Below are 21,974 nucleotides of genomic sequence, written 5' to 3' on the forward strand. Positions count from 1 at the left end.
GAGCCGGCCCTCGCTGCCCACCTCGCGCGCCACGCGGGTCACCTCGTCGCCGAAGGCCGACAGCTGATCCACCATCGTGTTGATGGTGTTCTTCAGCTCCAGCAGCTCGCCCTTGACGTCGACGGTGATCTTCTGCGACAGATCGCCTTTGGCGACCGCGGTGGCGACGCCGGCGATATCGCGCACCTGCGCGGTGAGGTTGTCCGCCATGGCGTTCACCGAGGCGGTGAGGTCCTTCCACGTGCCCGACAGCCCCGGCACCGACGCCTGACCGCCGAGCTTGCCGTCGGTGCCCACCTCGCGGGCCACCCGGATCACCTCGGTGGTGAACAGCGCCAGCTGGTCGACCATGCCGTTGAACACGATGGCGATCTCGTCCAGCGTCGGATCGCCCACCTGCGGCAGCGACCGGCCGAAATCGCCGTCTCGGACGGCCTTCAGGCCGTTGAGCAGCGGCTGCAGGCGCTCGTCGTTGCCACTGACCCGTTCTGCGGTCGCCATGTCCTGGACCATCGTCGGCCTGCCTTCACTGCGATATCTGTCAATGCCCGAGATCGGCGTCGAAATAGTCGTCACCGGCGGCGACCCGCCGGATCACCTGTAGGAGGTCCTCGAACAGGCCCGTCTTCAACATCAGCCCGGCGCCGCCCGCCCTGGCCACCCGGTCGAGCATGTCCCGGTCGGCGTATCCGGTGAATACGAGGACCCGGACTCCCGGCGACACGTCGCACAGCGTGGTGATCGCCTCGATGCCGTCGCCGTCGCGCAGGCGGCGGTCGAGCAGGACGACGTTCGGGCGGGCGCGCGCCGTCGCGGTGATCGTGTCGGCGACCGATCCGGTCCGCTCGACGACCTGGATGTCGTCGACCAGTTCGAAGGCGGAATCCAGTGCCACCGCAACCATCGGATGGTCCTCCGCCACCAGCAGCCGGATGGCGTCCTCCGCCGTATCGGATGGCATGCGGAAATTCTATGGCGATTACCGGCGGTTACCACCCGGTTTCCCGAAGATAAACGCAGGTCATGGACCCACCGCACGGTCTCTTTCGGGTGTGTTGACACTAGGATTCAGCGCCCGGGCAACCCGTCCGGTACGTATGTGGGACGGCACTCCCCGGCCCCGGCGCGGCCGGGCCGCACACACCTATCCAGCCAGGTCGCCGGGTTCGCACCGGGATCCGGGCGAACCGCGGGGCCGCCCGGATTCCCGCCCGCTCCGGCCATCGCCGCGGACCCGGAGCGGTCGTCCGGACGCCCGGTTTCGCTGTGATGGGAATCTCAGTGCGACAAAAGTTTTCAATCACCGGGTCAGTGCTTGCGAACCACCCGCTCGTCCTCGCCGGGCTTCCAGATGGTCACGTCCATGTGACCGCCGCCGACCTCGACCGCGGACGCGCCGGTGATATCGGCGACGTAGAACGGGTCGAACACCCGCCCGCGCAGGTCGAACCCGGTCTTGTCGTACAGGTCCCGGGCGTAGCGCTGGTGCAGCCGGTCGTCCGGGACGTGGCGGACCGTGCCCCACAGTTTCGCGTCCCCGTCGCCCACCTGCGTGTCGACGGTGGCCGTGTGCAGGCAGAACCGCGGATCGCGGCGCAGGTCCAGGAATTTCGTCGTGCCCGGCATACCGCCCACGACCAGTTCGCCCTCGAAGATCCGCGGTTCCATCGGGCTGATCCGGGGGTAGCCGTCCGAGCGATTGGTGGCCAGCATGCAGAGATTGCCCGTCGCGGCGTGACGCCGGAGGAAGATCGCGGAGATCCGCGGCGCCGCCGTCGTGAACTCGGCCCAGGTCGTCATGCGCCCACGGTAGGCCGCGCGGACCGGAACGCGGCGCATTCCGCCGTATCCGCCCGCGTCCCCGCCGACTCGCCAGTACGGCGGCCGGTGCGGCAGACTCGCGTCGGTGTGCCCGGCCGCCGGTCCGGGCGCCCGTCATCCGAGGAGGTACGACATGCCCATCTCCCGCGGCGTCACCGCGGCCCTCGCCGCGCTCACGGGCGCCGGATTCCTCGCCGCGGCGCCGGCCCAGGCAGTGGTGGGCGGCGCCGAGGCCCAGGCGTCGGCCTATCCGTGGCTGGGCGCCATCGGCACCCCCTGGTACGCGACCCGGCCCGGCGGCCAGTTCTGCGCCGGATCGCTCGTCGCGCCCGATCGCGTCGTCACGGCCGCGCACTGCGGCGCGCTGGCGAAGGTGCTGCCCGGGACGACGGTCACCTTCGGACGCACCGATGCCGGGGACTCCGGCGGAATCACCGTGGGTATCAAGGACATCCGGATCCATCCGGACTTCCGGGTCTCGACGTTCGGCGATACGCTCGCCTTCCACCACGACGTCGCCGTGCTCACCCTCGCCGATCCCGTCGACCTGCCGACCGTGGACATCGGTGCCCCGCACGGCGATTCGGCCACCGTGGCCGGATGGGGCGTCACCTCCGACGAGGACGACTCCAACAGCCACCTGCGCGCCGCGGACGTTCCCCTCCTCCCCGATGCCGCGTGCGCGGCCTACGGCGCCGATTTCGATCCCGGCGAGGCCCTGTGCGCCGGCTCGACCGACGCCGACGCCGCCAATTTCGACAGCGGCGGCCCGCTGCTCGTCGACGGCAAGCTCGCGGGCATCGTGTCGTGGGGCAAGGGAAGCGCCGAACCGGGTTACCCCGGTCTCTACGCCCGCGTTCCGGCGCTCGACTTCTGAGAATCGCCCGCGATTCCGATCCTCGGGTAGGCAAGGGATTCCCCCCGAGCGGTGCCGGACGAGTTTGCTGCCGGTGTGCTTGCGTCTCGATGCCGCCGACCTGACAGCACGAGGTGTAGTTGCCCGGCCGGCGCTGAATCGGGCGAACGGGATGTGGTCAACTGTCGCGGAACCGGCACGGCCACTGCCTCTCGCACGTAGGCTGACCCCATCCACCCCGGCCGCGACGACGCGGGGCGCACGCGACCGGCGGAGCACCGATCAGTGATGAGGGACTCTGATGACCGCGCCGGATCCGAACGTGCCGTACTCGACTGTCGTGTCCACCGACGGCACCACCATCGCCTATCTCACCGTCGGCGCCGGGCCGCCGGTGGTCGTCGTCCCCGGCGTATTGGCGGTTGCCGGAGGATATCTGGACTTCGCCCGAGCCTTGGGGCTGCACTTCACCGTGCACGTGATCGAGCGCCGCGGCCGCGACGGCAGCGGCCCGCAGGGCGACGACTACAGCATCGACAAGGAGCGCGAGGACCTGCTCGCCGTGTGCGACAAGACCGGCGCCCGATTTCTCGTCGGCCACAGTTACGGCGGGCTGGTGGCGCTGGAGACCGCGCGCGAGCGTCCCGATATCCGCAAGGTCGCCGTCTACGAGCCCGGCCTGTCGATCGACGGTTCCGTGCCGACCGCCTGGATGCCCGTCTACGAGCGAAAACTCGCCCAGCACAAGCCGTTCGACGCGTTCGTGGAATTCACGCGGGCGATGGGCCCGGAGTCGGCGCGCCGCGCGCCGCGCTGGGTCATGCGGCGTGTCATGCCCATGCTCATGGAGGCACCCGAGCGCACGCTCGTCACCGGCCTGCTCGCCGAGAATCTCCGCGAGCACCGCGAGATCGTCCGCCTGGACAACACCTATCCCCGCTACCAGGACATCGACGCCGAGGTCCTGTTCCTCCAGGGCGGCAAGGACCACACTCCCCAAGCCGACATCGACCGCGCCACACTCGAATACACCATCCCCCGCTGCACCGGCCACCTGTTCCCCGACCTCGACCACTTCGGCCTCGACAAACACGCGCCTCAGCGAGTAGCCGGGGTCATCAACACCTTCTTCTCCGGCTGACCCTCGATTGCTCGTTTTCCGGCATGCTGTTGGCCGGAATTCACTGCTGGTAGCTGGTTCCCGGCCAAAAGCGTGCCGGGAAAATGAAGGGGCTCGCGCGGGGCGGGAAACGAGGGGGCTCGCGCGGGTGGGAAACGAAGGCGCTCACGCGGGGCGGGAAACGAAGGCGCTCACGCGGGGCGGGAAACAAAGGCACTCACGCAGGTGGGAAACGAAGGCGCTCACGCGGGGCGGGAAACAAAGGCACTCACGCAGGTGGGAAACGAAGGCGCTCACGCGGGGCGGGAAACAAAGGCACTCACGCAGGGCGGGAAATAAAGGGGCTTGCGCGGGGTGAGTCAGGCTGGGGTGGGGCGGCGGGTGGGTTCGCAGCAGCCGACGGCGCAGGGGGCTCCGTTCGTGGTGCAGCCGTAGCCGGGGACCTCGCCGAGGCGGCGGGGGGCGGTGTCCGAGAGGTGTTCGGCCACCAATTCGGCTACCAGTTCGGCGAAGCGGGGGTCCGTGCCCGGGGTGGCGGCGCGGGCGAAGGCCATGCCGAGGTCGGCGGCCTTCTCGCGGGCCTCGTTGTCGAGATCCCAGACGACCTCGAGGTGGTCGGAGACGAAACCCACGGGGCAGACGACGACGGCGTCGATTCCCTTGGCGGACAGCGCTTCCAGGTGGTCGACGATATCGGGGTCCAGCCACGGGACCTGGGGCGGGCCGGAGCGGGACTGCCAGACCACGTCGTAGTCGCCGAATCCGGTGGCGGCGGCGCACAATCGGGCGGCCTCGGCGACCTGGCGGCTGTACAGTTCACCGCCGTCGGCCGGTGGTCCGGCGGCGGCATCGGCCGCCACCGGAATCGAGTGCGCCGTGAAGACCAGCCGGGCGCGGTCCCGCCGGTCGGCCGGAATCTCCCGCACCGCAGCGCGAATCGCGTCGGCGAAGGCATCGACGAGCAGCGGGTGGTCGAAGAACTGCCGCAGCTTCACCAGCTCCGGCGCTCCCGCTCCGGCCGCCGCGCGCGCCCGCGCGATGTCCTCGTCGTACTGCCGGCAGCCGGAGTAGCCGCCCCACGCGGATGTCGGGAACACCAGGGCCGCCCCGATCCCGTCGGCCCGCATCCGCTCGACCGTCTCCTCGACCATCGGATGCCAGTTGCGGTTACCGAAGTACACCGGCAATTCGACACCGCGCCTGGCGAATTCGGCCTCCACGGCCGCGATGATGTCGCGGTTGAGCGCGTTGATGGGCGAGACGCCGCCGAAGTGCAGATAGTGCTGAGCGACCTCCTCGAGACGTTCCCGGGGCACACCGCGCCCCCGGGTCACGTTCTCCAGGAAGGGCATCACGTCCTCCGGACGCTCCGGCCCGCCGAAGGACAGCACCAGTAACGCCTCGTAGTCCGTGCCCGTCTCGGTCATCGCGGGAAGGCTCAGTTCGTGCCGAAGTTGTCCGGGAACCAGGTGTTGTGGCTGGCGCCGCCGTCGACGTAGATGATGGAGCCGGTGGTGCCGGGCAGCCAGTCCGACAGCAGGGTGACGATGGAGCGGGCCACGACCGTCGGGTCGTCGACGTCCCAGCCGATCGGGGACGCGCCGTCCCAGTAGGTGTTGAGCATGGTCAGCTGCTTGGCGTCGTCGGTGGCGGTGCCCGCGATGGCCTTGGCGGCGAGGGTCTTGATCGGGCCCGCGGCGATCAGGTTGGAGCGAATCCGCTTGGCCTCGCCCACCTCTCGCGCCACGTACCGGTTCACCGACTCCAGCGCGGCCTTGGCGACGCCCATCCAGTTGTAGTACGGCAGCGCGGTGCGCGGATCGAAGTCCATGCCCACGATCGAGCCGCCCTCGTTCATCACCGGCAGCACGGCCCGCGCCAGCGACGCGTAGCTCCAGGCCGAGATCTCGAACGACTTCGCGGCGTCGGGACCCGGGCCGTCCAGGAACGGCTTGGCCTCGGGGCCCATCAGGGTCCGCGGTGCGAAGGCGATCGAGTGCAGCACGCCGTCGACGCCCTCGGGGGCCAGTTCGCGCACCTTGTCCGCCAGCGCGCCGAGGTCGTCCTCGCTGGTGATGTCGAGGCCGATGGCGGCCGGGATCTCCTGCGGCAGCCGCTTGGCGATCCGGTCGATCAGCCGCAGCCGCTCCGGGATGCCGGTGATGATCACCTTCGCGCCCTGCTCCTGCGCCACCTTGGCGGCGTGGAAGGCGATCGAGGCGTCGGTGATGATGCCGGTGATGAGGACGGTCTTGCCCTCGAGCAATCCGGTCATGGGGTGTCGGGTCTCCTGTTCAGGGGTCTGATGGGTCCCGGCGCGCACACGGCCCGGGACGGCGAGATCGGAACGCTCAGTGGCCCATGCCCAGGCCGCCGTCGACCGGGATGATCGCGCCGGAGATGTACTGGGCGTCGTCGGAGGCCAGGAAGCTGATCGCGGCGGCGACGTCGTCCGTATTGCCCATCCGGCCGGCCGGGATCGCCTTCAGGGCGACCTCGCGCATCTCCTCGGTCATCTCGTCGCGGGTCATATCGGTATCGATGAACCCGGGCGCCACCACGTTGGCGGTGATGTTGCGCGACCCGATCTCGCGGGTGATCGCGCGCGCCATACCGATCAGACCCGCCTTGGCCGCCGCGTAGTTGACCTGGCCCGGGACGCCCATTGTGCCCACGACCGAGCCGAGGAAGATCATCCGCCCGAACCGCGCCCGCAGCATCGCCCGGTTGGCCCGCTTGGCGCAGCGCCACGCGCCGGTCAGGTTGGCGTCGATGACCCGGGTGAACTGCTCCTCGCTCATCCGCATCAGCAGCGTGTTGTCCACGATGCCCGCGTTGGCCACCAGCACCTCGACCGGACCCTGCTTCGCCTCCACCTCGGCGAACGCCTGGTCGATCGAATCGATATCGGTCACATCGCATTTCACGCCGAGCAGCCCGTCCGGCACCCCGGAACCGCGATGCGTCACAGCGACCTTGTGTCCGTCGGCGGCGAGCCGCTGGGCGACCGCGAGACCGATGCCGCGGTTGCCGCCCGTCACCAGAACCGAGCGGGATGTGAAGTTCGACATGGGTGTAAACCTATCTGTTCGAGTTCAGCTGTCGTGCTCGGGCTGCGCGGTACCCGCTATGGCAGGCGTTGACGATAGACCAAACCACCCACGACACCCGCGGCGGTTATCAGAAGTCCCAACAGCAGCCACGGACGGCTGGCGTCGCCCATCTGCATCTCGAACCCGATCTGCTTGTCCAGGGTGTCGTAGACGGCGGTCAGTTCCTCCAGCGAGGACGCGGTGTAGAAGTCGCCGCCGGAGATCTTCGCGATCTCGCGCAGCGAATCGTCGTCCACCGGCACCGGCACGCGCTGCGGGGACTTGCCGTCCTTGTCCGGGATCTCCACCGACCCCCAGGTGGTGCCGAACGAGATCGTCGACACGGGGATGCCCTTCTGCTTGGCCATCCGGGCGGCGACGAAGCCGTGCCGCGGATTGTCGATGTCCTTGTCATCGGGCACGGTCTGCTTACCGTCGGACATCAGCACGATGCGCGCGGGCGGCGGGGTCTCGGCGCCGCCGAGGACCGAGGCGAGGGTGTCGACGGCCTGCATGGCGCTGAAGATGCCCTCACCGGTGGCCGTGCGCTCGGCCAGTTTCATGTTCTGGATGGCCGCCTTGACGGCCTCGCGGTTGGTGGTCGGCGACACCTGCACCGAGGCGGTGCCCGCGAAGGTCACCAGCCCGAGATTGATTCCGGGCGTGAGACCTTCGGCGAAGTCGCTGGCCGCCTTCTTGGCGACCTGCACGCGCGAGGGCGGCACGTCGGTCGCCTCCATGGACAGCGACACGTCGATCACCAGCATGACGGTGGCGCGGTTGCGCGGGACCTTCTTCGCCGCCTGCGGACCGGCCGCGGCGATGGTCAGCAGGACGAGGCCGACCAGCATGAGGGCCACGGGCACGTGCCGCCAGCCGCTGGGCCGCTTGGGCGCGACCTGTTCCAGCGCCTCCATATTGGCGAACCGGAGCACGTGCCGCTTGCGCCGCCGCTGCACCACCACGTAGAGCAGGGCGATGGCGGCGACGACGAGCAGGAAGGCCAGCCAGCCGGCGGCCGAGAAGTGCGAAATACTCACTGTCGGGGGACCTGTCCGGTCGGGGCGCCGAACGTGTGGCGCCGGGTGGACACGAACCGGACGACGTCGGCGATCCAATCCCGATCGGTGCGCAGGGTCATCACCGGGGCGCCGCAGCTGCGCAGCGCCTGTTCGACCTGACCGCGGTGCCGCTCCGCCGCGCGCGCGAAATCGCCACGCAGCGTGGGGGTTACGGTGAACTCGCGGGTGCGACCGGTCTCGGGATCGTGCAGCACCACGTCGCCCACGTCGGGCAGATCCAGATCCAGCGGATCCAGCACCTCCACCCCGAGCAGATCGTGGCGGCCGGAGATGGCGCGCAGCGACCGTTGCCAGTCGATGTCGCCGAGGAAGTCCGAAATCACCACGGCCAGACCGCGTTTGCGCTGCGGCCGGCGCAGCGACTCGATGGCGCCGCGCAGATCCCCGCGCACGCCGTCGGCCGCGTGTGGTGTGGTGGCGATGGTGCGCAGCATCGCCTGGGCGTGCACGCGCCCGGTGCGGGCGGGAATGCGGAACAGCCGCTCGCCGTTGGCGACGACCGCGCCGACGCGGTTACCGCCGCCGCTGGTCAGATACGTGATCGCGGCCGCCGCGGCGACCACCAGATCCCGCTTCTGGCACAGCGCGGTGCCGAAGTCCAGGCTCGCAGACAGGTCGACCACGAGCCAGGTCTCGAGCTCCCGGTCCGCGATCATCTGCCGCACGTGCGGATAGGTCGTGCGGGCCGTCACCGACCAATCCATCTGGCGCACATCGTCGCCCGGCTGATACAGCCGCGCGTCGCCGGGCTCGGAGCCCGGACCCGGGATGAGGCCCAGGTGATCTCCGTGCAGGACGCCGTCGAGGCGGCGGCGCACGGTCAGTTCGAGGGTCTTCAGCGCCGCCGTCAGCCGCGGGTCGTTCAGCTGACCGGAACGGAAGGAGGGCGGGGCCGCTGTCTCTCTGCTCGGTGGGATCTTCGGTGAATTCGTCACGGGCGCAACCGGTTCCGGTCCTCCGTTCACGGACGCTGCGGTTGCTGACCGGCGGCCTGCTGGCCGTTCGGCACGGGCGGCTGCGGGGCGCCCTGCTGCGGCGCGGCCATCGCCGGCGCGGGCATCGGGGCGGGACCCGGCTGGCCCTGCGGCGCGGGCGCGTTGGCCTGCGGCGCCACCTGCGGCAGACCGACGGTCTGCAGCACGCGGCGGATCACGTCGTCGGGGCTGACCTCGTCGGCGAGCGCGTCGTAGGACAGCACCAGGCGGTGGCGCAGCACATCCGGCACCACCTCGACCACGTCCTGCGGCACCACGTAGTCGCGGCCGCGGATGAGCGCGACGGCGCGCGCGGCGGCGATGATGCCGAGGCTCGCGCGCGGCGAGGCGCCGTAGGCGATCCAGCCCGCGACGTCGTCGAGGCCGAAGTCGGCCGGCTTGCGGGTCGCGGAGATGACCCGGACCACGTAGTCGACCAGGGCGTGGTGCACGAAGGTGTTGGCCGCCAGCTGCTGGAGGCGGATCAGCTCGGTGGGCTCCAGAATCCGCTTCGGCTCCGGCGGGGTGACGCCCATCCGGTAGATGATCTCGCGCTCCTCCTCCACCGAGGGGTAGTCGACGACGACCTTGAACAGGAAGCGGTCGCGCTGCGCCTCGGGCAGCGGGTACACGCCCTCGCTCTCGATCGGGTTCTGGGTGGCCATGACCAGGAACGGATCGGGCATCGGGAAGGTCTTGCCGCCGATGGACACGTGCCGCTCGGCCATCACCTCGAGCAGTGCGGACTGCACCTTGGCGGGCGCGCGGTTGATCTCGTCGGCGAGCACGAAGTTGGCGACGACCGGGCCCAGCTCGGTGTCGAACTCCTCGCGGCCCTGCCGGTAGATGCGGGTGCCGACGAGGTCGGTGGGGACCAGGTCGGGGGTGAACTGCACGCGCGAGAAGGTGCCGCCGACGACGCGGGCGAACGTCTCGACGGCGAGCGTCTTGGCGATGCCGGGCACACCCTCGAGCAGCACGTGCCCGCGCGCGAGCACGCCGACGAGCAACCGTTCCACCAGGCGGTCCTGGCCCACGATGACCCGTTTGACTTCGAAGATCGCCTTCTCCAGGGTCTGGACATCGCGCTCGAGGGTGGCGGGTGTCGGCGCGTCCGGACCGGACGCCGCCGAATTCACCGTGCTCACACCATCAGTCGAAGTCACAAACATCCCCGCTTTCGCCTAGTACCGCCCCGTGGGGCCCGCCGCTGCCTCTGTGGTTCGTCACCCCGGTGCGCCCGCCACCGCGTCCGCGGCCGGCCCGGCATCACCCGGCGTGTTCCCCACCACTATTCCAGGTTCGACATCCTCCCCCAACGCAGCCAGGGGATTCCGACACGCCGCTCGTCCAGCGGCCTGTCGCGCAACACACGCGACGTGGTGAACCCTAACGCAAAACGCGTCGTCCGCGCCTGAGAGGACACTGGGAGTCCTCAGGTGAGCAATCGCACCGCATACGGCATGATGCCCCCCTCGCGCACCGGCGAAACCTTCACCACATCGCCGGATTCGGGCGCCTCCACCATCGTGCCGTCGCCCAGGTACAACGCCACGTGCTCGCTGCCGCTCGATCCCCAGAACAGCATGTCGCCGCGTTCGCGCTCGTCGACCGGCACCCGGGTGCCCATCGTGTACTGGTAGCCGCTGTAGTGCGGCAGCGCGATGCCGACCCCGGCGAACGCGTAGATCATCAGTCCCGAGCAGTCGAAACCGACCTTGTCGAAATCGCCGTAGCTGTCGGCGACGCCGCCGTCGTGGATGCCCAGGGTCGGCCCGTTCTCGTCGCCGCCGCCCCAGGAGTAGGTGACGCCCAGCTGGGACATCGCCCGGTCGACCACGGTCTCCACCAGCTCCGACCGGCTGCCGGAGGGCCGGTGCGGCGTGGGCATCGAGGCCCGCGGCGGCGGCGCGTTGTCGAGCTGGGTGTGCGGGCGCTTGCCCGAGCCCACGCGCGCGGCCTGCTCGTGGGCCGCCTGGTCGGCCGCGGCACGCGCCGCCGCCGCGGCCTGGGCGGCCGCCTGCTCGGCCGCCCGCTGCCGATCCCAGGACAGGAACGCGTCGCGCTGCCCCTGTAGTCCCGCGACCCGCTGGCGGGCCTCGTCGAGGCGCCGCTGCGCCGAATCCCGCTGCTGCTGAAGCGCGTTGCGCTGCTCGGCCTGTTGCCGCTGGGCGGCCTGCGCCGCGGCGACCGCCCGCTGGGCCTCGTTCTTCTTCTGCTCGGCGGCCGCCGCGGCGGTGTCGGCGACCTGTTTCGCCTGGCGCGCGGCCGAATCCCGGTTCGCCTGCTCGACCTGGGCCCGGCGTAATCGCTCCAGCGCATCCTGCCGGGACTTCGACGCCAGGCCGAGCAGTTGCGCGCGATCGAGCGCGATGGCCGGATCCGTGCCGGAGAGCACGTTGACCAGCGATCCCGTGCCGGGTTGCGTATAGGCCTCGATCGCGAACCGGTCGAATTCGGTCCGGGCCTGGTCCACGGTCACGCCGGCGGCGGCGAGTTCGCGGCGGCTCGCCTCCACCGCCGCCGCGGCCGCGTCGGCCTCCGCCCGCGCGGCCTGCAGATCGACGAGCGCCTTGTTCACCGCCTCGCGCTTGCGCGACACCTCGGTGTCGAGCTGCTGCAGCTGCTGTTCGGCGGCCGCGACATCGTTGATCAGCGTACTGACCTGTGTGACACCGGAATCCACCTGCCCGCCCGCGTCGGCGATGTCGCCGTCGCTCGGATTGGGTGGCGGCGGCGGGACCGCCCCGGCCGCGGGACTCGAGACCACCAGCGCGACGGCGCACACCAGCAATCCCAGAGCGACTCTGATCGAGGCCCCCTGTCGCCTTGCCCGCACCGCACACCTCCCTGGATCCGGATCCGGCTCCCGGGGAAGTCGAGACGCTCACCGGGACTGCGCGGGGCGATCGGTCACCGGCATCGCCTCACGAGTACCAGCAGAACCCCTGCATACCACCGGTCGCTCATGCCTCACACGACACTTCTTCCCCATGCGTGTCATTCGAAACCGTACGACACTTCTCTCACAGAAAAAATAAGGGCAGGGGAATGCCAGGGATGTAATTTACAGGTAGCTGCGCGATAGCTTGATGGGCCTGCGGATTCGGGCACCCGAAACAGACCGAATGCCCGGAAAGTAGGGGTGATTACAGGGTGTCTCAGGCAGGTGCGGGCGCGGCGCGCCGGGCCTTGACCCAGTACAGCGCGCCGATGACGACCAGCAGCGCCGCCAGCAACACCGACGTCGCCACGGTCGGCGACACCTTCTGCGGCGCCTCGAGGCGGCCGACGACGATCTGCGCGGCCGTATCGGCGTGTCCGACGCCCTTGCCCTTCGCCGGATCCTCGGCCCACTCCAGGCGCGCCCGGGGGATCGAATCGCTGTAGGTACCGACCATGTCGTCGCTGAACACGGCCACCGTGCCGCGTTCCGTCTTGCCCACCGCGGTCGCCAGATCGCGCAGGTCCGACTCGCGGCCTTTGTTGCCCTGCACCACCACGATGCTGAGCGGGATCCCCTGCTCGCGCGCGTCGCCGGCGATCGCCGCCAGCGCGCCCTCGCTCTGCTTCTGCCCCTTCGGCGTGGCCACGTGGTCGTCCGCGAGGTCCTTGAGGATCGCGTTCAGATCCGTATCGGGCGGTAGCGCTGCTTTGGGCGTGAGGGTGTCAAAGACGGTCATCTTCCATCCGGTCAGTCGAGCCGCCCAGGGGGCGGCGGGCATCCAACACTCTTCAGGCGATCAGCTTGCTGATGAAGGCACGCCGGAACCGGCCACTCCGACGGGCTCGAGAGCACAGTACGCGACAGGAGGATGATGGTTGCTGGCACGGCACGCGTGCGTGCCCCCCGCGTTTCACAGGACAAGCGTACTGTTAGGGTTGAACGTACGAGGCGCACAGCCCAGACTGCGCCCTCGACCGGGCCATCGGCACAGCCCCGCCGGTGGCCGAGAGACTCACCGACGAGTGGAGCTGAACGTATGACGAGCATCGATACATTCGGCGCCAAAGGCACCCTCGAGGTCGGAGATCGGTCGTATGAGATCTTCCGCCTCAACGCCGTGCCCGGCACCGAGAAGCTGCCCTACGCCCTGAAAGTGCTGGCGGAGAATCTGCTTCGCACCGAGGACGGCGCCAACATCACCGCCGATCACATCCGGGCCATTGCCGGCTGGGATCCGTCCGCGGATCCGAACACCGAAATCCAGTTCACTCCCGCGCGTGTCATCATGCAGGACTTCACCGGCGTGCCCTGCATCGTCGACCTGGCCACCATGCGCGAGGCCGTGGCGACCCTGGGCGGCGACCCGAACAAGGTGAACCCGCTCGCGCCCGCCGAGATGGTCATCGACCACTCCGTCATCATCGACGTCTTCGGCCGCGAGGACGCCTTCGAGCGCAACGTCGACATCGAGTACCAGCGCAACGGCGAGCGCTACCAGTTCCTGCGCTGGGGCCAGACCGCCTTCGACGACTTCAAGGTCGTGCCGCCCTCGACCGGCATCGTGCACCAGGTCAACATCGAGCACCTCGCGCGCGTCGTGATGGAGCGCAACGGGCAGGCCTACCCCGACACCCTCGTCGGCACCGACTCGCACACCACCATGGTCAACGGCCTGGGCGTCCTGGGCTGGGGCGTCGGCGGCATCGAGGCCGAGGCCGCCATGCTGGGCCAGCCGGTCTCGATGCTCATCCCGCGCGTGGTCGGCTTCAAGCTCACCGGTGAGATCAACCCGGGCGTCACCGCGACCGACGTCGTGCTGACGGTCACCGACATGCTGCGCAAGCACGGCGTGGTCGGCAAGTTCGTCGAGTTCTACGGCAAGGGCGTCGCGGAGGTGCCGCTGGCCAACCGCGCGACGCTGGGCAACATGAGCCCCGAATTCGGTTCCACCGCCGCGATTTTCCCGATCGACGACGTCACGATCGAGTACCTGAAGCTGACCGGCCGCAGCGACCAGCAGGTCGCGCTGGTCGAGGCCTACGCCAAGGAACAGGGTCTCTGGCACGACGCCGACAAGGAGCCCGCCTACTCGGAGTACCTGGAGCTGGACCTGAGCACCGTGGTGCCGTCCATCGCCGGCCCGAAGCGCCCGCAGGACCGAATCCTGCTGTCGGAGAGCAAGACCGCGTTCCGCAAGGACATCCACAACTACACGAACGACGCCGAATCGGGTCCCGCCGCGGTCACCCCGCACAGCCAGCTGGACGAGGCCGTCGAGGAGTCCTTCCCCGCCAGCGACCCGGCGGTCCTCTCGTTCGCCGACGACGGCTCGGTCCCGCTCACCTCGGCCGCCAACGGGGCCGAGGGCCGGCCGTCGAAGCCGGTCAAGGTCTCCACCGAGGAGTACGGCGACTTCGTGCTCGATCACGGCGCCGTGGTGGTCGCCTCGATCACCTCCTGCACCAACACCTCGAACCCGTCGGTCATGATCGGCGCCGCGCTCCTGGCACGCAATGCCGTGGACAAGGGCCTGTCCCGCAAGCCGTGGGTCAAGACCTCGATGGCGCCGGGCTCGCAGGTCGTCAACGGCTACTACGAGAAGGCCGGCCTGTGGCCGTACCTGGACAAGCTGGGCTTCAACCTGGTCGCCTTCGGCTGCGCCACCTGCATCGGCAACACCGGCCCGCTGCCGGAGGAGATCTCCAAGGCGGTCAACGACAACGACCTCACCGTCACCGCCGTGCTGTCGGGCAACCGCAACTTCGAAGGCCGCATCTCCCCCGACGTGAAGATGAACTACCTGGCCTCGCCGCCGCTGGTCATCGCGTACGCGCTCGCGGGCACGATGGACTTCGACTTCGAGAACGACGCGCTGGGCAAGGACAAGGACGGCAACGACGTCTTCCTGAAGGACATCTGGCCCTCGCCGCAGGAGATCCAGTCGACCATCGACGCGGTTATCTCCCGCGACATGTTCCTCGAGGACTACAAGGACGTCTTCAAGGGTGACGAGCGCTGGCGTTCGCTGCCCACCCCGGAGGGCAAGACCTTCGAGTGGGCCGAGGATTCGACCTACGTCCGCAAGCCTCCGTACTTCGAGGGCATGCCGCAGACGCCGGAGCCGGTCCAGGACATCAAGGGCGCGCGAGTGCTTGCGCTGCTGGGTGATTCGGTCACCACCGACCACATCTCCCCCGCCGGCAACATCAAGCCGGGCACCCCGGCCGCGCAGTACCTCGAGGCCAACGGCGTCGAGCGCAAGGACTACAACTCCTACGGCTCGCGGCGCGGCAACCACGAGGTCATGATCCGCGGCACCTTCGCCAACATCCGGCTGCGCAACCAGCTGCTGGACGACGTCTCGGGCGGCTACACCCGCGACTTCACCCAGGACGGCGGTCCGCAGGCCTTCATCTACGACGCCGCGCAGAACTACCAGGCCGCGGGCATCCCGCTGGTCGTGCTGGGCGGCAAGGAGTACGGCTCGGGTTCCTCGCGCGACTGGGCGGCCAAGGGCACCAGCCTGCTGGGCGTGAAGGCGGTCATCACCGAATCGTTCGAGCGCATCCACCGCTCGAACCTCATCGGCATGGGCGTCATCCCGCTGCAGTTCCCCGAGGGCGAGTCGGCGGCGTCGCTGAAGCTGGACGGCACCGAGACCTTCGACATCGAGGGCATCACCCAGCTGAACGAGGGGGCGACCCCGAAGACCCTGAAGGTGACCGCCACCAAGGAGAACGGCGACAAGGTCACCTTCGACGCCAAGGTCCGCATCGACACCCCCGGTGAGGCCGACTACTACCGCAATGGTGGCATCCTGCAGTTCGTGCTCCGTAACATGATCAAGAACTGACATGCCGGCCGTGGCGTCTGCCCCCGAATCCCCTTCGGGGGCAGGCCCGATCGCTCGTCGCTAGTGTGGGACCCCCGCTACCCGCCTTCGTCCTACCCGGCGGAGGCCGGGAGCGGGGGTTTCGCGCACACCCGCTTGGAGGAGCCCCATGCCGAAGGTCAGTGACGACCACCTCGCCGCCCGGCGTAGCCAGATCCTCGACGGTGCACGCCGCTGCTTCGCCGAATACGGATACGAGGGCGCGACGGTGCGCCGCCTCGAGGACGCCATCGGACTCTCGCGCGGGGCGATCTTCCACCACTTCCGGGACAAGGACGCGCTGTTCCTCGCCCTGGCCCACGAGGACGCGGCCCGCATGGCCGAGGTGGCGGCCACCCAGGGTCTGGTGCAGGTGATGCGCGATATGCTCGCGCGCCCTGAGGATTTCGACTGGCTCGGCACCCGGCTCGAGATCGCCCGGCGCCTGCGCACCGATCCCGAATTCCGCGCCAACTGGGAGCAGCGGTCCGAGGAGCTGACCGCCGCCACCATCGCCCGCCTCGAACGCCGCAAGGCGGCCGGCGCCCTGCGCGAGGACGTCCCCACCGATGTCCTGCTCGGCTATCTCGACCTGGTGCTAGACGGGCTCATCGCCCGCATCGCCTCCGGTCACGCCAACGACAACCTCTCCGCCGTGCTGGACCTCGTGGAAGCCTCGGTACGCCGCACGCGCTGAGAGTTCCCGTCCGGGAAGGTTTTTCGGCTCAGGCCGCGGCGACTCCTGCCGAGCGGTCGAGGAAAAGTCGGATGGCGGCCGTCGCCTCGTCGACATGGCTGAGATAGAGGTCGTGGCCCGCGCCCTCGATCACGGCCAGGTCGGTATTCGGGCGCCGGCGCACCATCTCCCGCGCATGGCCGGGCGGGACCACCGGGCTCTCGCCACCCAGCAGGAGCAGGGCCGGGTGCGTGCTCCCGGTCCAGTCGGCCCACCAGTCTCCGATGACGCCGCGCTTCACCGCGCGCATATCGTCGGCATTCCACCGGAAATACCAACCGTTCTCGTCTTCCGCCGCGCTTTCCAGGAAATGGAACGGCACTCCCATCGAGGCCGCCTCGCTCAGCGTGTCCCGCATCTCGGTGAGGCTGCCGAACCGCGCGGGTAACTCGTCCAACCACGGGTCGGTGAATTCGCCGGCGACCGCCGGAAAGTCGATAGCGACGAAGGATTCGACCAGATGCGGGTGCCGCGCGGCCAATTGATACGCGTTGATCGCACCCAGCGAATGCCCGATGACGGAAACGGGACCCACTCCCAGCGCCTCGACGGCCGCGGCGGTGTCGGCGACGAATGCGGCCCGGGAATAGTCGGCGGAGGTGTCGGAGCGGCCGTGGCCGCGTTGGTCGAGGGCGATGACGCGCCGCCCGAGGCGCCGGGCCAGCGGCTCCCAGCCCCGGCCGCGGCCGAAGGCGCCGTGCAGCGCCAGCACCGGCCGCCCCGGACCGTCGAAGTCCACGTAGGCGAGCCGGATCCCCTCGGGGTTGTCAGGTAGTCGGTCATGACCGTGACTCTAATCGAGACTCTCTATTCGAGACAACTCTTTTCGAGATGAGTCGAATCGAGGGTAGGGTTATCCCATGCTGGAGCTGAGCATTCTGGGCTTTCTCTACGAGCAGCCCATGCACGCCTACGAGCTGCGCCAGCGCATCTCGGGGCTGTCCGGCCACATCCGCCCGGTCAGCGACGGTGCGCTGTACCCTGCGGTGAACCGGCTGCGCGCCGCCGGCTTCGTCGACAAGATGTCCGTTCCGGACGGCGGGCGGCGGTTGCTCTCGCTCACCGAGGCGGGCCGCGCCGAGTTGCTGCGCCGGCTGCGCGATCCGGCGGATGTCGAGATCACCGACCGCAACAACTTTCTGATCCTGCTCGCCTTCCTCGGCCACCTGCCCGATCCCGCCGACCAGGCCGCGGTGCTGCGCCGCCGCCTCGACTTCTACGAGCAGCCGGCGAGTTACTTCTACGACCAGGGCCGCCCCCTGCGGGCGATCGAGATGGACGACCGGTTCCGCCGCGGCATGCTCTCGCTCGCCGCCGCCACCCGCCGCGCCGACAAGGACTGGCTGCGCGCCGAACTCGCCGACCTCGAACAGGCCCCCGGCCGGGAGGCCTAGCGATGGCACTCGATGCAGAATTGCCACGCGTGCCGCGCCGCACCACGTGCCGACGGGCGGAATCCGCAGCGCCCCAGGCGGTTCCGCCGAACGTGACACGAACCACGCCGGTTCCGGAAATACCCGGCACATCCTGGAGGTTCGCCGGGTTATGACCTTTTCCGTCCCTGTCACCGTCCGCGGCTACGAACTCGATGTGAACGGCCACCTGAATCAGGCCGTGTACCACCAGTACGCCGAGCATGCGCGGTGGGAGGTCCTGCGCGCCGCCGGGCTGGTCCCGGACAAGATGCGGCTGCAGGGTGTGGGGCCGGTGGTCCTGGAATCGACGGCGAGGTACCTGCGCGAACTGCATCTCGGCGACGAGGTGACGGTCACGTGCGCGTGCGAGTGGGGCGAGGGCAAGGCATTCCGGATGCGGCAGGAGATCGTCAAGCTGGACGGAACGATCTCGGCGGAATTCGACGTGGTGCTCGGACTGATGGATCTCACCACGCGCAAACTCGTACCGAATCCCATAGAGCGATTCCTCGAACTCGCTGACTCGCGCGAGGCGCTCGGTCTCTGATGCACGGTTCGATGCGCGCGTTGAGCGCTCAACTGAAAATCTTTCGGCGATAGCGCATTACGGATCGGCTCCGGCTCTCCGCACGTGCACGGGAAATCTCCCGTTGTGAACCGATCGGCACGATCGTGGGGCTATGATCCAGATCACGCTCGGCTTCCGTGGCAAACCGCGAGCAGATCGGAGACCAGCCCTATGACCGAAACAATTCGCCCGTTCAATCCTGTCGCCGGACCGTCCCCGGACCGCCGAGATATCGTTCTCCCGTTGTCCGGCTACCTGACGGCAGAGTCGGATCGCGCCATCAGTATCCGCACCGGCGAGGGCACCTGGACCTTCGATCGGGCGGATGTGGTGAGCATCGATGACGGCGACGGCGAACGCGGCCGTCCGGAAGTGCCGGGCCGCGCGGTCCGCGTCCGGGTACGCCCCGGCGCCACCGCCGATTTCACCCAGCGACGGCGGATCGACCTGACCGACCGCCCGATGACGTTGGCGCACCAGCACTCCCCCGCCCTCGGCGACGACGCGCTGCGGCGTCTCACCGAGGACTGGGCCCGCGAGCTGCGCCTGCCCACGTCACCCGGTATCGGGGGCGCCACCTTCACCTTCTGCCAGACCCGCACCTCCGCGCGCAGCGACGACGGCACGGCCTGCGACAGTCTGGACTGAGGTCACGTCCCATGGCCGTCCACCCGGCAGGTTCGGTCCTGATCGTCACCGAGACCGACGACCTGCACGCCGACGCGATGACGGCCACACTGCGAAAACATCATCAGCTCGGTCCGATTCGCCTGGATATGCGCGAGTTCCCGCGCGCCGGGGGCAGTTTCCGCCTCGACCGCGCGGGCACCGCTCGCTCGCTGTCGCAGGTGGTCGGGCTCGATGACGTCACCGCAGTGTGGTGGCGTCGTCCACATCGATGCGCCGTACCCGGCAGCGTCAGCGGCGCCGACGACGACTTCCGGCAGGCCGAGTGCGACGGCTTCCTGCAGGGCCTGCTGTGGTCGATCCCCGCGGTCTGGGTGAACGATCCGGGGGCCGACCGCACCGCGACCCGCAAGATCGTGCAGCTGGAGACCGCGCGGCGCAGCGGATTCGCCATTCCGGAGACCCTGATCACCAACGATCCCGACGAGGCGCGCAGCTTCGTCGGCTCGCGCCGCGGCGCGGTGGTCTACAAGCGCACCGGTACCGGCCGCGCGGAATTCTCCGAGACCCGGCTGATCCTGCCGTCGGACCTGGACCGGCTAGGTACCATCCGTTCCGCGCCGACCACCTTCCAGGACTACATCGACGCCGAGTGCGATCTGCGCGTGGTGTGGATCGACGGGATCGAATGGGCGGTGCGCATCGACTCGCAAGCCGGTGTGGGACGGGTGGATTCGCGCCTGGACACCTCGGTGGACTTCGCCCCGGCGCGGCTGCCCGCGTCGGTGAGCAAATCGCTCGCCACGCTGATGGGCGCCCTCGGGCTGGCGTTCGGGGTCCTCGACATCCGGCTCGGCGTGGACGGCGAGTACTACTTCCTCGAGGTGAACCCGCAGGGCCAGTTCGCCTACCTGGAGATCAAGACCGGGCTGCCGATCTTCGAGAGCCTCGCCAACTACCTCGTCCTCGGCGACGCGGCGGTTCCGGACTACTGATCCTCGCCCTCCAGGCTGTCCAGCAGCACCCGCAGGATCCGGTCCAGGTCGCGGCGGTCCTTCGCCGGGAGCACCGCCAGCAGCCGGGCCTCGTTCGCCGTGTGCGCGGCGACCACCTCGTCGATCAGCTCCCGGCCCGCCGCCGTCAGCACGACCCGCACCGCGCGGCGATCCCCGGCATCGGCCACCCGCTGCACGAGGCCCGCCGATTCGAGCCGATCCAGCCGCCCGGTCATCCCGGCGCGCGACAGCATCAGGGTGTCGGCGAGCACCGAGGGATTGAGCGCGAACGGCGCACCGGAACGGCGCAGTGCCGCAAGCACATCGAACTCGCCGCGCTGAAGCCCGTGCGCGGCGAAGACCGCCTCGATCGCCGGCTGGGCCACCAGGTGCAGCCGCCCGAGCCGGCCCACGATCGCCATCGCCTCCAGCTCGAGATCCGGCCGCTCGCGCCGCCACTGCTCGACGATTCCGTCGATCGCATCCGCGTTCCGCTTCGCCATGGACAGCATTCTATTCGGTGAGATATAGTTCGGTAGCGAATTATCAACCACCGAACAATATGGAGCCGGTCATGAGCGCCACTTCCCCCCGCATTCCCGCCGCGATCCGCCGGCCGCAGGACGCCGAGGTCCACCGGACCGACGCGGTCACCATGCGGCTGCTGATCGACTCCGAGGAGACGGGCGGTTCGGTCAGCACGCTCGAGGTGACGATGGCGGCGGGCGCGGACGGCGCGACGCCGCACTATCACACCCGCTCCGACGAGCTGTTCTATGTCGCGGACGGCGAACTGCAGGTGCTGGCGGGCGACGAGATCGTCACCGTCGCGGCGGGCGGGGCGATCACGGTGCCGCGCTTCATGCCGCACGCGTTCGGCGCCGCCCCCGGCAGCCCGGCGCGCATCCTCATCGCGCTCACCCCGGCGGTGCAGCGCTTCGGCTACTTCCGCCTGCTGGAACGGGTGGCCCACGGCGAGGCCACGCTGGAAGAACTGGCCGCGACCCAGGACGAGTACGACAACCACTTCGTCGACGCGCCGCGGTGGTGGGCCGAGCGCACCGCCGGTCGCCGGTGAGCGGCGGTCACTCCGCGCGGACGGTCTCGTGCACGGTGTGCCAGCGCAATCCGTTGCGGGCGGCCACATCTCGATGCAGCAGCGCCGTCGTGACCCGGTCGTCGGACTCGGCGTCGCGGCGGTGCCGTTCCAGGAACCGGACCAGCGCGTAATCGGTTGTGATGACCAGGGGTTCGAGATCGGAGATCTCGATCGTCAGGCGCGGCACCGTATTTCGCGCCGAGCGCAGCCCCGCGAGCAGGGTCGCGCGCGGCATCACCGCACCGGACACCGTCACCACCGACAACTCCGGATGCTGCTGAGCGGCAAAGCGGTCGAACACGTCCGCCGACGCGTCGGTGCCCAGCCAGCACTCCAGATCCGCGTGCAACGCCCGGACCTCGCGCTTGATCGCCTCGTCTACCGAATTCACGAGACGATAAGTTACCCAACGAGATCCGCTGCGCGCGGTTATTTACCGGCGGCCTTGCGCCGATTCGCCCCACCCCTACTGCGGAGTTGCACATGCGACTCCACCAGTACGTTGTGGATGAATCCGTACGAGCGCCCGGTCTCCCGGGCCAGGGAGCGAATGCTCGCCCCTGCCTCGTACTGTTTCTTCAGCTGGGTTTGCAGGCGGTCTCGCGACTTTCCGGTGACGCGCGTGCCCTTACCCAACGTGGACTTCCCTTGTGCGGGCCTGTCACTCATGGCTTCCTCCGGTCGCCCTGCAGCCTCACTCCAGGCTAAACACTCCGCTGTCGGTGATCAACGCCTCTCTGTGATTTAGCTCACCGATTTCGGCTACCGTCG

The 21,974-nt window shown here is 69.2% G+C and carries 24 protein-coding genes; 9 read left to right on the top strand and 15 right to left on the bottom strand.

Features of this window, described 5'->3' with window-relative positions; all coding sequences use genetic code 11:
• The 3 genes from ON41_RS27680 to ON41_RS27690 all read right to left on the bottom strand — a co-directional run.
• A partial coding sequence (locus ON41_RS27680; protein ID WP_246829617.1) for a HAMP domain-containing protein occupies nt 1-501 on the bottom strand: 501 nt, incomplete at its 3' end.
• Nucleotides 502-541: 40 nt separating this feature from the next.
• Nucleotides 542-961, bottom strand: coding sequence for a response regulator (locus tag ON41_RS27685; protein ID WP_051162642.1), 420 nt, complete (start codon nt 959-961; stop codon nt 542-544).
• 347 nt (nt 962-1,308) lie between these two features.
• Nucleotides 1,309-1,800, bottom strand: coding sequence for a pyridoxamine 5'-phosphate oxidase family protein (locus ON41_RS27690; RefSeq protein ID WP_040750871.1), 492 nt, complete (start codon nt 1,798-1,800; stop codon nt 1,309-1,311).
• Nucleotides 1,801-1,954: 154 nt separating this feature from the next.
• Here ON41_RS27690 and ON41_RS27695 point away from each other — a divergent pair, with 154 nt between their 5' ends.
• Nucleotides 1,955-2,698, top strand: a complete 744-nt coding sequence (locus ON41_RS27695; RefSeq protein WP_040750807.1) for a S1 family peptidase — start codon at nt 1,955-1,957, stop codon at nt 2,696-2,698.
• A 280-nt stretch (nt 2,699-2,978) separates the two neighbouring features.
• Complete coding sequence (locus ON41_RS27700; protein ID WP_040750808.1) at nt 2,979-3,818, top strand: alpha/beta fold hydrolase; 840 nt, start codon at nt 2,979-2,981, stop codon at nt 3,816-3,818.
• Nucleotides 3,819-4,156: 338 nt separating this feature from the next.
• On the opposite strand, the gene ON41_RS27705 is transcribed toward ON41_RS27700, so the two are convergent.
• The 8 genes from ON41_RS27705 to ON41_RS27740 form a co-directional block, all read right to left on the bottom strand.
• Nucleotides 4,157-5,224 (bottom strand): ferrochelatase, encoded by a 1,068-nt coding sequence (locus ON41_RS27705; protein WP_040750809.1) that lies wholly within the window; start codon nt 5,222-5,224, stop codon nt 4,157-4,159.
• 11 nt (nt 5,225-5,235) lie between these two features.
• Nucleotides 5,236-6,072, bottom strand: coding sequence for an NADH-dependent enoyl-ACP reductase InhA (gene inhA / locus ON41_RS27710; RefSeq protein ID WP_040750810.1), 837 nt, complete (start codon nt 6,070-6,072; stop codon nt 5,236-5,238).
• Between the two features lie 76 nt (nt 6,073-6,148).
• Nucleotides 6,149-6,868, bottom strand: a complete 720-nt coding sequence (fabG1, locus tag ON41_RS27715) for a 3-oxoacyl-ACP reductase FabG1 (protein WP_040750812.1) — start codon at nt 6,866-6,868, stop codon at nt 6,149-6,151.
• A gap of 56 nt (nt 6,869-6,924) precedes the next feature.
• Entirely contained in the window at nt 6,925-7,929 is a 1,005-nt protein-coding gene (locus ON41_RS27720) for a VWA domain-containing protein (RefSeq protein ID WP_040750813.1), read from the bottom strand.
• Nucleotides 7,926-8,906 (bottom strand): DUF58 domain-containing protein, encoded by a 981-nt coding sequence (locus ON41_RS27725; RefSeq protein ID WP_246829618.1) that lies wholly within the window; start codon nt 8,904-8,906, stop codon nt 7,926-7,928. Before ON41_RS27725 ends, ON41_RS27720 begins: the two co-directional genes overlap by 4 nt.
• A gap of 26 nt (nt 8,907-8,932) precedes the next feature.
• The gene (locus tag ON41_RS27730) at nt 8,933-10,117 is read right to left on the bottom strand and encodes an AAA family ATPase (protein ID WP_040750815.1); all 1,185 of its coding nucleotides are present in this window, start codon (nt 10,115-10,117) and stop codon (nt 8,933-8,935) included.
• A 263-nt stretch (nt 10,118-10,380) separates the two neighbouring features.
• Nucleotides 10,381-11,784, bottom strand: a complete 1,404-nt coding sequence (locus tag ON41_RS27735) for an NlpC/P60 family protein (RefSeq protein WP_040750816.1) — start codon at nt 11,782-11,784, stop codon at nt 10,381-10,383.
• 322 nt (nt 11,785-12,106) lie between these two features.
• Complete coding sequence (locus tag ON41_RS27740) at nt 12,107-12,628, bottom strand: Rv1476 family membrane protein (protein ID WP_040750817.1); 522 nt, start codon at nt 12,626-12,628, stop codon at nt 12,107-12,109.
• 300 nt (nt 12,629-12,928) lie between these two features.
• On the opposite strand from ON41_RS27740, the gene ON41_RS27745 reads away from it, so the two are divergent.
• Both ON41_RS27745 and ON41_RS27750 read left to right on the top strand, forming a co-directional pair.
• On the top strand, nt 12,929-15,745 hold the full coding sequence (locus ON41_RS27745) for an aconitate hydratase (protein WP_040750819.1): 2,817 nt from the start codon (nt 12,929-12,931) through the stop codon (nt 15,743-15,745).
• A gap of 148 nt (nt 15,746-15,893) precedes the next feature.
• On the top strand, nt 15,894-16,460 hold the full coding sequence (locus tag ON41_RS27750; RefSeq protein ID WP_040750820.1) for a TetR/AcrR family transcriptional regulator: 567 nt from the start codon (nt 15,894-15,896) through the stop codon (nt 16,458-16,460).
• Between the two features lie 28 nt (nt 16,461-16,488).
• Here ON41_RS27750 and ON41_RS27755 read toward each other — a convergent pair whose 3' ends face one another.
• Entirely contained in the window at nt 16,489-17,238 is a 750-nt protein-coding gene (locus ON41_RS27755; RefSeq protein WP_051162645.1) for an alpha/beta fold hydrolase, read from the bottom strand.
• A 121-nt stretch (nt 17,239-17,359) separates the two neighbouring features.
• Between ON41_RS27755 and ON41_RS27760 the strand changes: the two genes are divergently transcribed.
• From ON41_RS27760 to ON41_RS27775, 4 genes are all read left to right on the top strand, one after another.
• A complete protein-coding gene (locus ON41_RS27760; RefSeq protein WP_040750821.1) occupies nt 17,360-17,893 on the top strand; it encodes a PadR family transcriptional regulator in 534 nt (177 codons plus the stop codon).
• Nucleotides 17,894-18,044: 151 nt separating this feature from the next.
• Nucleotides 18,045-18,461, top strand: a complete 417-nt coding sequence (locus ON41_RS27765) for an acyl-CoA thioesterase (RefSeq protein WP_040750877.1) — start codon at nt 18,045-18,047, stop codon at nt 18,459-18,461.
• 192 nt (nt 18,462-18,653) lie between these two features.
• On the top strand, nt 18,654-19,130 hold the full coding sequence (locus tag ON41_RS27770; RefSeq protein WP_040750822.1) for a hypothetical protein: 477 nt from the start codon (nt 18,654-18,656) through the stop codon (nt 19,128-19,130).
• Nucleotides 19,131-19,141: 11 nt separating this feature from the next.
• Nucleotides 19,142-20,104, top strand: coding sequence for an MvdC/MvdD family ATP grasp protein (locus ON41_RS27775; protein ID WP_040750823.1), 963 nt, complete (start codon nt 19,142-19,144; stop codon nt 20,102-20,104).
• On the opposite strand, the gene ON41_RS27780 is transcribed toward ON41_RS27775, so the two are convergent.
• Nucleotides 20,098-20,607 (bottom strand): MarR family winged helix-turn-helix transcriptional regulator, encoded by a 510-nt coding sequence (locus tag ON41_RS27780; protein WP_174411369.1) that lies wholly within the window; start codon nt 20,605-20,607, stop codon nt 20,098-20,100. The genes ON41_RS27775 and ON41_RS27780 overlap by 7 nt on opposite strands.
• A 71-nt stretch (nt 20,608-20,678) precedes the next feature.
• On the opposite strand from ON41_RS27780, the gene ON41_RS27785 reads away from it, so the two are divergent.
• A complete protein-coding gene (locus ON41_RS27785; protein WP_040750879.1) occupies nt 20,679-21,182 on the top strand; it encodes a cupin domain-containing protein in 504 nt (167 codons plus the stop codon).
• 7 nt (nt 21,183-21,189) lie between these two features.
• Here the strand turns inward: ON41_RS27785 and ON41_RS27790 are convergent, their stop codons facing one another.
• Both ON41_RS27790 and ON41_RS40655 read right to left on the bottom strand, forming a co-directional pair.
• Entirely contained in the window at nt 21,190-21,594 is a 405-nt protein-coding gene (locus ON41_RS27790) for a hypothetical protein (RefSeq protein ID WP_040750824.1), read from the bottom strand.
• 38 nt (nt 21,595-21,632) lie between these two features.
• Nucleotides 21,633-21,872, bottom strand: a complete 240-nt coding sequence (locus ON41_RS40655) for a helix-turn-helix domain-containing protein (protein WP_083905691.1) — start codon at nt 21,870-21,872, stop codon at nt 21,633-21,635.
• Nucleotides 21,873-21,974 lie beyond the last annotated feature (102 nt).

This window comes from Nocardia transvalensis NBRC 15921, from assembly GCF_000308875.1.
GTDB classification, from domain to species: domain Bacteria; phylum Actinomycetota; class Actinomycetes; order Mycobacteriales; family Mycobacteriaceae; genus Nocardia; species Nocardia transvalensis.

Bases quoted from the DNA above. Each gene is read 5' to 3' on its own strand.
- inhA (WP_040750810.1), bottom strand. From the start codon at position 6,072: ATGACCGGATTGCTCGAGGGCAAGACCGTCCTCATCACCGGCATCATC.
- ON41_RS27690 (WP_040750871.1), bottom strand. From the start codon at position 1,800: ATGACGACCTGGGCCGAGTTCACGACGGCGGCGCCGCGGATCTCCGCG.
- ON41_RS27780 (WP_174411369.1), bottom strand. From the start codon at position 20,607: ATGGCGAAGCGGAACGCGGATGCGATCGACGGAATCGTCGAGCAGTGG.
- ON41_RS27775 (WP_040750823.1), top strand. From the start codon at position 19,142: ATGGCCGTCCACCCGGCAGGTTCGGTCCTGATCGTCACCGAGACCGAC.
- fabG1 (WP_040750812.1), bottom strand. From the start codon at position 6,868: ATGTCGAACTTCACATCCCGCTCGGTTCTGGTGACGGGCGGCAACCGC.
- ON41_RS27730 (WP_040750815.1), bottom strand. From the start codon at position 10,117: ATGTTTGTGACTTCGACTGATGGTGTGAGCACGGTGAATTCGGCGGCG.
- ON41_RS40655 (WP_083905691.1), bottom strand. From the start codon at position 21,872: ATGAGTGACAGGCCCGCACAAGGGAAGTCCACGTTGGGTAAGGGCACG.
- ON41_RS27745 (WP_040750819.1), top strand. From the start codon at position 12,929: ATGACGAGCATCGATACATTCGGCGCCAAAGGCACCCTCGAGGTCGGA.
- ON41_RS27695 (WP_040750807.1), top strand. From the start codon at position 1,955: ATGCCCATCTCCCGCGGCGTCACCGCGGCCCTCGCCGCGCTCACGGGC.
- ON41_RS27770 (WP_040750822.1), top strand. From the start codon at position 18,654: ATGACCGAAACAATTCGCCCGTTCAATCCTGTCGCCGGACCGTCCCCG.
- ON41_RS27685 (WP_051162642.1), bottom strand. From the start codon at position 961: ATGCCATCCGATACGGCGGAGGACGCCATCCGGCTGCTGGTGGCGGAG.
- ON41_RS27740 (WP_040750817.1), bottom strand. From the start codon at position 12,628: ATGACCGTCTTTGACACCCTCACGCCCAAAGCAGCGCTACCGCCCGAT.
- ON41_RS27760 (WP_040750821.1), top strand. From the start codon at position 17,360: ATGCTGGAGCTGAGCATTCTGGGCTTTCTCTACGAGCAGCCCATGCAC.
- ON41_RS27750 (WP_040750820.1), top strand. From the start codon at position 15,894: ATGCCGAAGGTCAGTGACGACCACCTCGCCGCCCGGCGTAGCCAGATC.
- ON41_RS27700 (WP_040750808.1), top strand. From the start codon at position 2,979: ATGACCGCGCCGGATCCGAACGTGCCGTACTCGACTGTCGTGTCCACC.
- ON41_RS27785 (WP_040750879.1), top strand. From the start codon at position 20,679: ATGAGCGCCACTTCCCCCCGCATTCCCGCCGCGATCCGCCGGCCGCAG.
- ON41_RS27705 (WP_040750809.1), bottom strand. From the start codon at position 5,224: ATGACCGAGACGGGCACGGACTACGAGGCGTTACTGGTGCTGTCCTTC.
- ON41_RS27765 (WP_040750877.1), top strand. From the start codon at position 18,045: ATGACCTTTTCCGTCCCTGTCACCGTCCGCGGCTACGAACTCGATGTG.